This window comes from Micromonospora sp. NPDC005710, from assembly GCF_040630995.1.
GTDB lineage: Bacteria > Actinomycetota > Actinomycetes > Mycobacteriales > Micromonosporaceae > Micromonospora.
Genome location: NZ_JBEXYP010000013.1, coordinates 57,307 through 69,840 on the forward strand (window position 1 = coordinate 57,307; position 12,534 = coordinate 69,840).

General features: G+C 72.2%; 12 protein-coding genes. 6 read left to right on the forward strand and 6 right to left on the reverse strand.

Annotated elements, in window-relative coordinates:
- Positions 1-207: 207 nt before the first annotated feature.
- The 4 genes from ABZ406_RS18860 to ABZ406_RS18875 all read right to left on the reverse strand — a co-directional run bounded on the left by ABZ406_RS18860 (position 208) and on the right by ABZ406_RS18875 (position 4,990).
- The gene (locus ABZ406_RS18860) at positions 208-1,230 is read right to left on the reverse strand and encodes a DUF4328 domain-containing protein (protein ID WP_357762993.1); all 1,023 of its coding nucleotides are present in this window, start codon (positions 1,228-1,230) and stop codon (positions 208-210) included.
- 46 nt (positions 1,231-1,276) lie between these two features.
- The gene (locus tag ABZ406_RS18865; RefSeq protein WP_357762996.1) at positions 1,277-2,686 is read right to left on the reverse strand and encodes an amidase family protein; all 1,410 of its coding nucleotides are present in this window, start codon (positions 2,684-2,686) and stop codon (positions 1,277-1,279) included.
- 12 nt (positions 2,687-2,698) lie between these two features.
- The gene (locus ABZ406_RS18870; protein ID WP_357762999.1) at positions 2,699-3,841 is read right to left on the reverse strand and encodes a cystathionine gamma-synthase; all 1,143 of its coding nucleotides are present in this window, start codon (positions 3,839-3,841) and stop codon (positions 2,699-2,701) included.
- Positions 3,842-3,940: 99 nt separating this feature from the next.
- On the reverse strand, positions 3,941-4,990 hold the full coding sequence (locus tag ABZ406_RS18875) for a hypothetical protein (RefSeq protein ID WP_357763002.1): 1,050 nt from the start codon (positions 4,988-4,990) through the stop codon (positions 3,941-3,943).
- A gap of 140 nt (positions 4,991-5,130) precedes the next feature.
- Here ABZ406_RS18875 and ABZ406_RS18880 point away from each other — a divergent pair, with 140 nt between their 5' ends.
- The 4 genes from ABZ406_RS18880 (at position 5,131) to ABZ406_RS18895 (ending at position 8,543) form a co-directional block, all read left to right on the forward strand.
- Positions 5,131-5,553 carry an HIT family protein gene (locus ABZ406_RS18880; RefSeq protein WP_357763005.1) on the forward strand — a complete coding sequence of 141 codons (423 nt, stop codon included), beginning with the start codon at positions 5,131-5,133 and terminating at the stop codon, positions 5,551-5,553.
- 76 nt (positions 5,554-5,629) lie between these two features.
- Complete coding sequence (gene msrA, locus ABZ406_RS18885; RefSeq protein WP_184181561.1) at positions 5,630-6,292, forward strand: peptide-methionine (S)-S-oxide reductase MsrA; 663 nt, start codon at positions 5,630-5,632, stop codon at positions 6,290-6,292.
- A gap of 815 nt (positions 6,293-7,107) precedes the next feature.
- Positions 7,108-8,037 carry a ribonuclease Z gene (locus ABZ406_RS18890; RefSeq protein ID WP_357763008.1) on the forward strand — a complete coding sequence of 310 codons (930 nt, stop codon included), beginning with the start codon at positions 7,108-7,110 and terminating at the stop codon, positions 8,035-8,037.
- Complete coding sequence (locus ABZ406_RS18895; RefSeq protein WP_357763011.1) at positions 8,034-8,543, forward strand: GNAT family N-acetyltransferase; 510 nt, start codon at positions 8,034-8,036, stop codon at positions 8,541-8,543. Before ABZ406_RS18890 ends, ABZ406_RS18895 begins: the two co-directional genes overlap by 4 nt.
- Positions 8,544-8,694: 151 nt before the next feature.
- Here the strand turns inward: ABZ406_RS18895 and ABZ406_RS18900 are convergent, their stop codons facing one another.
- The gene (locus ABZ406_RS18900) at positions 8,695-10,065 is read right to left on the reverse strand and encodes a cystathionine beta-synthase (RefSeq protein WP_357763014.1); all 1,371 of its coding nucleotides are present in this window, start codon (positions 10,063-10,065) and stop codon (positions 8,695-8,697) included.
- Between the two features lie 73 nt (positions 10,066-10,138).
- The gene (locus ABZ406_RS18905) at positions 10,139-10,495 is read right to left on the reverse strand and encodes a YkvA family protein (protein WP_112582466.1); all 357 of its coding nucleotides are present in this window, start codon (positions 10,493-10,495) and stop codon (positions 10,139-10,141) included.
- Between the two features lie 150 nt (positions 10,496-10,645).
- On the opposite strand from ABZ406_RS18905, the gene ABZ406_RS18910 reads away from it, so the two are divergent.
- Together ABZ406_RS18910 and ABZ406_RS18915 are read left to right on the forward strand one after the other, a co-directional pair.
- Positions 10,646-11,695 carry an SGNH/GDSL hydrolase family protein gene (locus ABZ406_RS18910; protein ID WP_357763018.1) on the forward strand — a complete coding sequence of 350 codons (1,050 nt, stop codon included), beginning with the start codon at positions 10,646-10,648 and terminating at the stop codon, positions 11,693-11,695.
- The gene (locus ABZ406_RS18915) at positions 11,692-12,504 is read left to right on the forward strand and encodes an SGNH/GDSL hydrolase family protein (protein ID WP_357763021.1); all 813 of its coding nucleotides are present in this window, start codon (positions 11,692-11,694) and stop codon (positions 12,502-12,504) included. The genes ABZ406_RS18910 and ABZ406_RS18915 overlap by 4 nt, the downstream gene beginning before the upstream one ends.
- Positions 12,505-12,534 lie beyond the last annotated feature (30 nt).

A 12,534-nucleotide genomic window follows, 5' to 3' on the forward strand; every position in this document is an offset into this window, starting at 1 on the left:
GCACGGACCGACCGGGGCACGGCCCGACCGGGGCACGGCCCGACCGGGGCACGGCCCGACCGGGGCACGGCCCGACCGGGGCACGGCCCGACCGGGGCACGGCCCGACCGGGGCACGGACCGACCGGATCGGTTGATCCACTCGGTATCCCGGAAAACGCGGTATCCGGGCCGCCCGGACCCCCCGACTTCAATGATTCCGAGTGGATCAAGAAGCCGGCGCGACCCCCGGCACCTCCAGGGCGGGCTGCGCCGCCGGGACAGGCTGCGCCGCCGGGACAGGCTGCGCCACCGGGACAGGCTGCGCCACCGGGACAGGCTGCGCCGCCGCAGCGGGCTGGTCCGCCGGAACAGGCTGAGCGGCCGGAACCGGCTGGTCCGCCGGAACCGGCTGGGCGGCCGGGACCGGCTGCACCGCCGAAGCGGCGGGCCAGGTCTGGGCCGGCCAGACCGGGGCGGTCGGCCACTGCGGGGTGGCGCTGGCGATCCGGGTCTCCTGGGCAGCGGAGATCCGGTGGATCAGCATGATCAGCGTCACCGCCGCGATCACGCTGCCGAGCGCGGGAAGCGTGCTGCGGCCCAGGGAGTCCTGGTACACGTCGACGTACGCCTGGTAGCCGGCGTCGTCCAACGGGATCTCCGCCAGCTTCTCGAACGCCCGGCCGTCGGCGCGGCTGGCGAGCCGCTCACCGACGCTGAACACCAGCCACGAACACCACCAGACGCCCACGAGCGCTGGCGTGGCCCGCCGCCAGAGGCTGTCCCGGGCGATGCCCGCCATGACCCGGGCGGGCACCACGAAGTTCGCGAAGGGCACCAGCCAGCCGGCGATGGCCCAACCGGGCTTGTAGGCCGGTTCGGCGCCGGGGAAGGCGTCGGTGTTCTTGCGGGCCCGCCAGGTCCAGATGATCACCAGTACGGCGGCGGCGAGGTGCACCACCGTCATGATCACCGCCACCACTGCGACGATGATCCCCGCGCCGACAAGCAGGTCCGGGTCGTCGTTGGCCATGGCCCGCCGGGTCAGCACCATGCCGACAATTGAGGACAGCGCGACCACCAGGTAGAGCACGGCTGTCGCGCCGACGGCGACGTTCGCCGCGAGGCCGATCCCGCGTACCCGGTAGGTGGGCAGCCCCGGCGTGACGGCGGGCTGGCCGAGCGGCGTGAAACACCGCGGGCAGTAGTCGATTTCGGGGGACGTGGCGTCCCCGCAGGTCTGGCAGCGCACTGGTGTCCCCCGTGGTAGCGCGTAGGTGCGCGCACACGCTAGACGATCATGCGACGGCCGGCGACCCCGTTCCGATTCGGGGGTAGCCGGGGGCGTGGCGCGTCCACGGGGCGGCCATCTCGAACTGGCCGGCGACACCGAGCAGCAGCAGCTCCGAGCCGGGCGGGCCGACCAGTTGCACGGCGACCGGCAGGCCGTCCGGGCGGCGGCCGACCGGCACGACGACAGCCGGCAGGCCGGCGATGTTCCAGGGCGCGGCGTACGGCGCGTACCTGATGTTGGCTGTCATGTTCGCCCGCCAGGACCGCTCCGACCAGCGGGCCGCCTCCGGTGGCGCGCTGGCCAGCGCCGGGGTGAGCAGCAGGTCGACCGAGTGGTCGCTGAAGAAGTCGACCGACCGTTGCCGCCAGGCGGCCCGGTCCGACTCCCGCACGTAGCCGCGACGGTGCGCCCACTCGCCGAGCGCGACGTGCCGCCGGGTACGCCGTTGCAGATTACGCCGGTCCAGGCCGGTGGCCCGGACGTCGGTGGCGGCGGCGGCGAACCAGGTGGCGATGCCCTGCAGGCCGAGCGCTGTGGGGTAGACCGGGTCGGCGGGCACCGTGTCGTGCCCGGCGGCGGCGAGGAGCCGGCCGGCGGCGGCGACCGCGTCCCGGTTGGGTGCGTCGGGTGCGACACCGCGCACCGGGGAGCGCAGCGAGACACCCACCCGCAGGCGCTGCGGGGGGACCAGCTTCTCCGGACGCCGGCCGGCGAGCACCGAGAAGCCGACCGCGGCGTCGGCGACCGTGCTGGTCAGCATGCCGTGCTCGGTGAGGCCGAACCAGTCGTCCGCCCCGAGCTGGCACGGGACGACACCCCGACCGGGCTTGAGCCCGACGAGCCCGCAGCAGGCCGCCGGGATCCGGATCGAGCCGAGCCCGTCGTTGGCGTGCGCGATCGGCACCAGCCCGGCGGCGACCGCGGCGGCGGCACCACCCGAGGACCCACCCGGGGTACGCGTGCTGTCCCACGGGTTACGGGTCACCGCGCTGTCGTCGTCGGTGAGGGCCCACAGGCCCAGCTCGGGCATCCGGGTCACGCCGAGGATCACCGCGCCGGCCCCACGCAGCCGACGTACCACCTCGTGGTCGGCCTCCGCGACGTCGGTGCGGGCGGCTGCCGACCCGTTCCAGGTGGGCAGGCCGGCGACCGGGGTGTTCTCCTTGACCGCCACCGGAACCCCGGCCAGCGGCAGGTTGGCCAGGTCCTCCTGCTCGTCGACCTTCTCCGCCTCGGTGATCGCCTCACCGCCGCGAACGGCGCGGAACGCGGCCAGCTCACTGTCGGTCCGGGAGATGTACTCGAGGTGGTCGGCGACGACCTGGGTCGCCGACACGTCACCTCGGCGTACGCCCCGGGCGATCTGCTTGGCGGTCGCTCCGACCCAGGTCGCCACGATGTCCTGCACGGCCATCCTCCCCAGCGGTCAGCCCAGCGCCTGCTCCAGATCGGCGAGTAGGTCGTCGACCGTCTCGATGCCGACAGACAGTCGCACGAGATCGCCGGGAACTTCAAGCGGCGAGCCGGCAGCACTTGCGTGTGTCATCCGACCCGGGTGCTCGATCAGGGATTCCACCCCGCCCAACGACTCGGCGAGTACGAAGAGCTTGGTCCGGTTGCAGATGTCCACCGCGTGGTCCTCACCACCGGCGGCGCGGAACGAGATCATGCCGCCGAACCGGCGCATCTGCTTGGCGGCCACCTCGTGACCGGGGTGCGAGGGCAGCCCCGGGTAGATCACCTGGGCGACCTTGGAGTGCCCGTCGAGGTACGCCGCGAGCCGCTCGGCGTTGTCGCAGTGCCGGTCCATGCGTACCCCGAGGGTCTTGATGCCCCGCAGGGTGAGCCAGGCGTCGAACGGGCCGTTGATCGCGCCCATCGCGTTCTGGTGGTAGCGCAACTCCTCGCCGAGGCTGGCGTCGGCGACCACGAGCGCGCCACCGACCACGTCGGAGTGCCCGCCGACGTACTTGGTGGTGGAGTGCACCACCGCGTCCGCGCCGAAGGCGATCGGCTGCTGGAGGTACGGCGAGGCGAACGTGTTGTCCACCACCAGCAGGGCGCCGGCGTCGTGAGCGACGGCGGCCAGGGCGGCGATGTCGGCGATGCCGAGCAGCGGGTTGGTCGGCGTCTCCACCCAGATGATCTTCGTACGGCCGGGCTGCACGGCGGCCCGGACCGCGGCCGGGTCGGAGACCTTGGCCGGGCTGAACTCCAGGCCCCACCGCTGGGCGACCCGGGCGAAGAGCCGGTACGTGCCGCCGTACGCGTCGTCCGGGATCACCACGTGGTCGCCAGGCTGGCACACCGCCCGCAGCAGGGTGTCCTCCGCGGCCAGGCCACTGGCGAAGGCGAGCCCCACCGGCCCGCCCTCCAGCGCAGCCAGGCACTCCTGGAGGGCGTCACGGGTCGGGTTGCCGGAACGGCTGTACTCGTAGCCGAGCCGGGGTGCGCCGACGGCGTCCTGGGCGTACGTGCTGGTCTGGTAGATCGGCGGGATCACCGCTCCGGTGCGGGCCTCAGGGTCCTGACCGGCGTGGATGGCGAGCGTCTCGAAGCCGTGACTCATTCTGGTGAGGCTAGCGCCCCGTCCCGAGGGCTGGAACGGAACCCGTGCTCCCGGGCGGAGCCGGGCCGGGTGGCCCGGCTCCGCGCAAGGGCGATCCCCTCAGCCGGCCGGGACCGGCAGCACGTGCAGCTTCGCCGGACGGGCTCCGGTCCAGTCCCAGCTGACCGCGTAGACCCGGGCTCCGTTCGGCGACCACGCCAGCCCTCCGGCGCTGAGCTCGTCACCCAACTCGTAGCGGGCCAGCTCGGTGCCGTCCACGGTGAAGATGAAGACGTCCGGGGCGTAGTAGGCGTGGGCGCCAGCGGCGATCATGGTGCCGGTACGGGACGGCTCGACGGCACGCGGATACGCACCGGTGGGGTACGTCGCGCTGGGCGTGGCGATCTCGGCGAACGGGAACGCCTGCACCGCTGGCGGCGAACCGGCGGCCGTGTAGACGGTGGTGCCGGTCGGGTCGAGGGCGACGTCTTGGAGGTTGCTGCCGACCGCCGAGAACTGGTTGGTCCTGGGTGCGCTCAGTGCGCCCCCGGCACCGATGTCGTACGCGTACACCGACGCGGGGCTCAACCCCGGCTGCCCGACCAGCAGCACCGAGCGGTTCTGGCTGGCGGCAGCGAGCAGCGGAGAGCCGTAGAAGTACTGGCCGACGGCCACCCCCGTGGCCACCCGGGCCGGCTGGCGTCCCAGGTCGATCCGACCGATGTTGCCGTCCCCCTGGCCACAGCCGTAGCCGAACCACAGGTACCGGCCGGTCAACGCCAGCGACGACGGGCACTCGCCAGCGCCGGTGTCGTACCGGGCCGACTCGATCAGGGAGCCGGTGTCGAACGCGGCGATGGCGTTCGCGGTGGGCAGCGCCACGTAGAGCGTCTGCCGGTCGGCGCTGAGCAGCAGGTCGGTGGGGCCGGGCAGGTCCGACAGGGCACCGACCACGGTGCCGGTCGCACTTGTCACCACGACATCCGTGGCAGGGCTGCCACCGCTGACAAAGACCCGGTCACCCGTGGACACCACGTCGGCCACGGTGCCCAGCGGCAGCGGGACGACGATCGGCGCGGCGGCTGCCTGGGCGTGGCCCGGGGCCGCGCCGGTGAGCAGCCCGGCGGTGAGCGTCGCCAGCGCCAGGGTGGTGCCTTTTCTGATCCGCAAAATTCGTCCTTTCGGCGCGTCGACGGGTCGGCCGGCGGCCGGGGTCGTCCACGCTGATCCATCCACGTAGATGACTACCACAGTCGGTTCGGACGTGGGGGGCGCCGGAACCCACGAGGCCGGCGGCATAGCCTGGCCCGATGAGCGGTTGCGTGTTCTGCGGGATCGTGACGGGCGAGGTGCCGGCGTTCCGGGTGGCCGACAACCCGGACGGGGTGGCGTTCCTGGACACCCGGCCGGTGTTCAAGGGGCACGTGCTCGTGGTGCCCCGGGTGCACCTCGTGACCCTTGCCGAGTTGCCTGCCGACCTGCTGCCCGACTACTTCGCGATGGTCCAACGGCTGGCGGTGGCCGTGGAGACCGCTCTGGGCGCCGGTGGGACGTTCGTGGCGATGAACAACAAGGTGTCCCAATCGGTGCCCCACCTGCACACCCATGTGGTCCCCCGCACCAAGGGCGACGGGCTGCGGGGCTTCTTCTGGCCGCGTACCCGGTACGACGACGACACCGAGGCCCAGACGTACGCCGACCGGATCGCGGCGGCGCTGCCCGGCGGGGCCTGACTCACTGTCACGCGGGTAAGGAAGCTGGACCCTCCGGTGTTACACGCTGGGAGAGGTACGAGAGGAGATCCCCACCGTGTTTTTGCGCCGTATGAACGCCGAAATGGTTTCGCCCGACCAGGCCCTGCCGGGCCGCCCGATCGCCATGCCGGTCGCCGACCGCCACGAGGTGCTGGGCACCCCGTTGAAGGGCCCGTTCCCGGAGGGCCTTCAGGTAGCGGTCTTCGGCATGGGCTGTTTCTGGGGTGCGGAGCGGCTGTTCTGGACGCTTCCCGGCGTCTACACCACCTCCGCCGGCTACGCGGGTGGCATCACCAAGAACCCGACGTACGAGGAGACGTGCTCCGGCCGGACCGGGCACGCCGAGGTCGTCCAGGTGGTGTACGACCCCAGCAAGATCAATTACGAGGACCTGCTGAAGGTCTTCTGGGAGAACCACGACCCGACCCAGGGCATGCGCCAGGGCAACGACGTCGGCACCCAGTACCGCTCGGCGATCTACACGACCACCGACGAGCAGCGGACCATCGCCGAGTCGTCGCGGGACGCATTCCAGCCGATCGTGACCCGCGCCGGCAAGGGTGAGATCACCACGGAGATCGCCCCGCTCGGCAGCTACTACTTCGCCGAGGACTACCACCAGCAGTACCTGGCACCGACGAAGAACCCGAACGGCTACTGCAACCACGGCCCGAACGGCATGAGCTGCCCGGTCGGCGTGGCCCGAGTCGGCGGCTGACCACCATCGCGTCAACTGGCAAGGCCACTGGGCGAACCAGTGGCCTTGTTCGGTTTGAGCTCATTTCGGTGGCATGGTGACCCACCCGACGGCTGTCCCTGCTCGCCCCGGCATGCCTGTCAGCGTGGGCCGGCATGATCGCTGGCGGTGATCGACTCGGGTTCCTTGATGTCGGGGTGTCCCAGCGTCGGTGATACCCCGACTTCCGTGAACGCGAGTGGATCAAGCTGGTGCGGCTGGTGCGGCTGGTGCGGCTGGTGCGGCTGGGGCGGCCGGTGCGGCTGGCGCCCGCCGGGCGGCCGGTGCGACCGGTTGGGCTCGGGGGAGGCCGTCCGGCCGGTAGTGCGGCGCGGGTCGCTGCGGACGGCGTGATCGACCCGACGCGGGCGCAGCAACGGCCGGCACCCTGGATCGGACGGGGACCACCTTTGGTCTCGGCCGGCTGCGGCATCGGGCCTCTGCCTGATCGCCGCCATGAGCGCTCCGCTGAGCTGGTCGGGAATTCCCGTTCGACCCTGTGATCGAAATCCGTTGCAGAGCCCGCCGAGGACTCGATAACGTGGCCGTACACGTGAAGGGAGGTGGTCCAGACTTGTATAGCAATCGGACTCGTGAGGTGGCTGTCAGCTAGCCGCTGTCCTCGACAGTGATCGGCTCGCCGCGAGGCGGGCAAAAGCACCATCGTCGAGACCGTGTGGCAGCGGTGCGGCGAATCCACGACAGCCACCCGACCCCCGGGGTGCCGGCCAAGTCCAGCCGGCCCGCGCACATGCGCGGAGCGCCCCGGGGGTCGCTCCATATCTGCGGGAGTGGCGATGTCCATGCGTGAACTGGTGGTGCTGGGGACGGCCAGCCAGGCGCCGACCCGTCAGCGCAACCACAACGGGTACGTGCTGCGCTGGGATGACGAGGTCATCCTCTTCGACCCGGGCGAGGGCAGTCAGCGGCAACTCCTGCACACCACTGTGACCGCCACCGACCTGACCCGGATCTGCGTCACCCACTTCCACGGCGACCACTGCCTCGGCCTGCCCGGCACCATCCAGCGGCTCTCCCTGGACCGGGTGGCGCACCCGGTCGCCGTGCACTTCCCCGCCGGCGGCGCCGAATATTTCACCCGACTGCGGTACGCCACCTCGTTCTACGAAACCGCCGAGCTGCATGTCGAGCCCATCGCGACCGACGGGCAACGGATCGCGCTGCGCTGCGGCACGCTCGAGGCACGCCGGCTCCGGCACCCGATCGAGACGTACGGCTACCGGCTCGTCGAGCCGGACGGGCACCGGATGCTGCCGGAGAAGCTGTCCGCGTACGGCATCGCCGGTCCGGCCGTCGGCGAACTGATCCGCGTCGGGCACCTGGACCTCGACGGGCGCCGCGTCACCCGCGACGAGGTGAGCGTGCCCCGGCCGGGGCAGCGGTTCGCGTTCGTGATGGACACCGGCATCTGCGACGGGGTGTACGCCCTCGCCGAGCACGCCGACCTGCTGGTCATCGAGTCGACCTTCCTGGAGTCGGAGGCCGCGCTCGCCGCCGAGGTCGGCCACCTGACCGCAGCGCAGGCCGCTCGGGTGGCGACAGAATCCGGGGTACGCCGACTCGTGCTCACCCACTTCTCCCAGCGCTACCCCGACCCGCGCCGGTTCCACGACGAGGCGCGGGCGCACTTCGACGGTGAGCTGATCATCGCCGAGGATCTGACCACGGTGCAGCTCCCGCCGCGCCGGGTAGATTCGGCCGGATGACCGTCACGCTCCGCCCCGCGACCGAAGGCGACCTGATGGCGGTGGGCGCCCTGCACCAGCGCTCCCGGGTCGCCGCGTACTCCGCCTTCCTGCCGGCCGAGGCGCTGGCCGACCCGACACCGGAGGCGATGGGGCGGTACTGGGTCGAGCGGTGGATCTGGGAGCGCGACACCCACCGGATGACGGTGGGCGAACGGGCCGGGGCGTTGGTCGGGTTCAGCTACCTGGGCCCGGACGACGAGGACGACCCGTCCACCGGTCTGCTCAATGCGATCCACCTCGACCCGGCCGAGCAGGGCCGCGGCACCGGCCGCACCCTGATGGTGGACGCCCTGGACGCCATGCGCGCGCAGGGCTGGCAACGTGCCGTGCTCTGGGTACTGCGGGACAACGCCCACGCCCGCACCTTCTACGAGCGCGGTGGCTGGATCCCGACCGGAGCGAAGCGCGACGAGCACATCGGCACCACCCCCACACCCCAACTCCGCTACACCCGCCCCCTCTAATCCCCAACCCCGCGCACCCCGCCCACCCGCGCACCCCACTTCGGCCCCGCCCGCGGGGTGAGCGCGAGAGGGTGGTGCATGTAGGTATGCAGAGCAAAGGGCGCGACTCCCACCCGATGCCCCGCCTGCGGGCGGGGCACCGGGGCGGGAGTCAGTGGGCGCCGAGGTGAGCCAGGAGGTCCTGGCGGGTCAGGACGCCCTTGGGCTTGCCGTCGACCAGGACCAGCGCGGCGTCGGACTTCTCCAGCAGGCCGACCGCCTCGCTCACCGGCTGGCCACCGCCAATCATCGGCAGCGGGTCGCCCATGTGCCGCTCGATCGTGTCGTGCAGGTGGGCCTGACCGGTGAACAGCGCGTCGAGCAGGTCACGTTCGGCGATCGAGCCGGCGACCTCGCCGGTCACCACGGGCGGCTCGGCCTTGAGCACCGGCAGCTGCGAGACGCCGTACTCGCGCATGTAGTCGATCGCGTCGCGGACGGTCTCGGTCGGGTGGACGTGCACCAGTTCGGGGAGCCCGCCCGGCTTGCTGGCCAGCGCGTCGGCCACCGTCGGCTCGGCGCCGGAGTTGTCGAGGAAGCCGTACCGGGCCATCCACGAGTCGTTGAAGATCTTGGAGAGGTAGCCACGGCCGCCGTCGGGCAGCAGCACCACCACCACGTCGTCCGGGCCGGCCCGGCGGGCGACCTCCAGGGCGGCGACGACGGCCATACCGCAGGAACCGCCGACCAGCAGCCCCTCCTCGCGGGCGAGCCGCCGGGTCATCTCGAAGGACGCCTTGTCGGAGACCTCCACGATCTCGTCGGCGATACCCCTGTCGTACGTCTCCGGCCAGAAGTCCTCGCCGACGCCCTCCACGAGGTACGGCCGGCCGGTGCCGCCGGAGTAGACCGAGCCCTCCGGGTCGGCCCCGATGACGCGTACCCGACCGTCGGAGGCCTCCTTGAGGTAGCGGCCGATGCCGGAGATGGTGCCGCCGGTGCCCACGCCGGTCACGAAGTGGGTGAGTTCGCCGTCGGTCTGCTTCCACAGCTCGGGGCCGGTGGTCTCGTAGTGCGACCGCGGGTTGGCCGGGTTGCTGTACTGGTTGGGCTTCCAGGCGCCGGGGATCTCGCGGGTCAGCCGGTCGGAGACGTTGTAGTACGAGCGCGGGTCCTCCGGTGCGACGGCGGTCGGGCAGACCACCACCTCAGCGCCGTACGCCCGGAGCACGTCCTGCTTGTCCTGGCTGACCTTGTCGGGGCAGACGAAGACGCACTTGTAGCCCTTGAGCTGGGCCACCAGGGCCAGCCCGACACCGGTGTTGCCGCTTGTCGGTTCGACGATGGTGCCGCCGGGCTTGAGCAGACCGGCGGCCTCGGCGTCCTCCACCATCCGCAGCGCGATCCGGTCCTTCACCGAGCCGCCCGGGTTGACGTACTCCACCTTGGCCAGCACTGTGGCCTGGATGCCCTTGGTGACGTTACGCAGACGCACCAGCGGGGTGTTTCCGATCATGTCGACGACGTTGTCGTAGTACTGCACGGTGTGCCCTTCGTTGCGGCGCCGGCGGTGGGCGGCCGGGAAGACTTTTCCTCGCCACCCAGCGTACGTGCCGTCAGGGCACCAGCCCTCCGGGGATGACCGAGCTGCGGCGGGCCTCCCACTCCAGGAACCGATCGGTCTCGGCGAGGACGCTGCCGGCCAGCCAGGTGACCATCACCGCGTCGTCGGCCAGCCCGAAGATCGCCAGCGGGATCTCCGGGAGCAGGTCGATCGGCGAGACGATGTACGCCGTGGCCGCGGTCATCAGGGCCAGCCGGAGGCCGCCGTCGTACTCCCCCTTGGTGGTGGCTCGGATCATCCGGGGCAGCGCGGCCAGCCGCGTGCCGATCGACGGCCCGTTGCGCGCGCCTGCCGCCAGGGCCCTCGCCAGGGCCGTGAACGCCGCGCTGCGCTTCAGTGTCTTACCCATCGTTGCGCTCCTCTCCGCCGGATCAGCGTGGCGGGTCGGCGCAAGCCGGCCGGCCTCTCTCTTCCAGATACCCCGTCGCGTCGGTTTCCAGGCACCCGGGTGCCGTCACGACGACAGCGACGTGTCGGGGCAGCGCGATAATGTCGAGATATGGGGGTGGCAGGTTTCGTCGTACCCGATGAGCGCTGGCGACAGGCCAGGCGCGTCGCCCTGCTGGCGGCCATCGGGACGGGCGCCACAGCCGCGGCCGCGGTGGCGACCGGTGGGGTGCTGCTCGGTCAGGCCCGCCAGGCTCGACGGACCATCCCGATGGCCGAGGCGCCGCCGCCGCGCTGCGACGGGATGTACGGCGCGAAGTTCCCCGGTCCGGCGCTCACCATGGTCGTGCTCGGTGACTCGTCAGCGGCCGGTTACGGGGTGCACCGCCGACGGGAGACGCCCGGGGCGCTGCTCGCCACCGGCCTGTCCCGTCGACTGCACCGCCCCGTGCAGTTGCACCGCTTCGCCGTGGTCGGTGCCATCTCGGCGGCGCTGCGCCACCAGGTGGAGGCGGCGCTGGAGTGCCGACCCGACATCGCGGTGATCCTCATCGGCGGCAACGACATCACCAACCGCACCCCGCGTGGGCTGGCGGTGCGTTACCTGGTCGAGGCGGTGCACACGTTGCGCGACGCGGGTTGCGAGGTGGTCGTGGGCACGTGCCCCGACCTGGGCGCGATCCGCCCCATCCAGCCGCCCCTGCGCTGGCTGGCGCACCGCTGGAGCCGTCAGCTCGCCGCCGCTCAGACGGTGGCAGTGGTCGAGGCGGGCGGCTGGACGGTCTCCCTCGGCGACCTGCTCGGCCCCCGGTTCGTGGCCGAGCCGACCCGGATGTTCGCCTGGGACCGGTTCCATCCCTCCGCCGAGGGGTACGCGATGGCCGCCGCGGCGCTTCTGCCGACGATGCTCTCCGCTCTCGGCGCGACCCCGGAACGACGGGCTACACCGATCCGCGCCGACGGCGTACGGTCGCTGCCAAAGGCCGCGCAGGAGGCGGCCCGACACGCCGGCACCGAAGTCAGCGGCGTCCAGGTCCGGGGCCGCGATCGAGGACCGGCTGGCCGGTGGGCGCAGCTGCGCCGACGGGCGTTCTTCGGTGTCGGCGCGGTGCCGCAGCACGGGTCCGCCTCGGACACCTCGACAGTGGAGGGACTGGCATGAACGAGCGCAGCGCGCGGAGCGTGACCTCCGGCCTCGCCGGCCGCCTGGGTCGGACGGCGGCGTTGTCGTTGCTCGCCGGCACCGTCGGGGGCGCGGCAGTCCTGGCCGGTGAGGCGTTCGTCGCCCGGCACCGACGCTACGCCCAGCCGGAGCTGGGCCTGGCCCTGCACGCCACGATCGGCCGGGCGGGCGGTGCTCCGCTGCGACTGGTGCTGCTGGGCGACTCGTCGGCGCTGGGCGTGGGTGTCGACCGGTTGGAGGACACCATCGGCGGGCAGTTGGCGAACCTGCTCGCCGAGGGCCCGGGGGGCCGTCGGGTGCACCTGTCCAGCGTGGGTGTCTCCGGTTCCCGTTCGACGGACCTCACCACCCAGGTGGCCCGTGCCCTGCTCGGTGAACGGCCCGATGTGGCGTTGATTCTCATCGGCGCGAACGACGCCACCGGAATGCGTCGACCGTCCGACGCGGCGGCCTATCTCGGCGCGGCGGTGCATCGGCTGCGGGAGGCGCGCGTCGAGGTGGTGGTGGGCACCTGCCCCGACCTCGGTGCGGTGCGGGCCATCGCGCCGCCGCTGCGCCAGGTGGTCGGCTGGTCCGGGCGTCGGGTGGCCCGCGCGCAGACGTCGGCAGTGCTGGAGGCGGGCGGCGCTGTTGTCGACCTGGCCTGCGAGACCGGACCGGTCTTCCGGGCCGACGCCGGGACACTCTGCCAGGACGGCTTCCACCCCTCCGCGGACGGCTACCGGGTGTGGGCGCACGCGCTGCTACCCGCCGTCGTCGCCGCGGCGGCGGCCACCGCCCGCCGCTAGACCGTCCCGGTCAGGGGTGACATTTCCCGC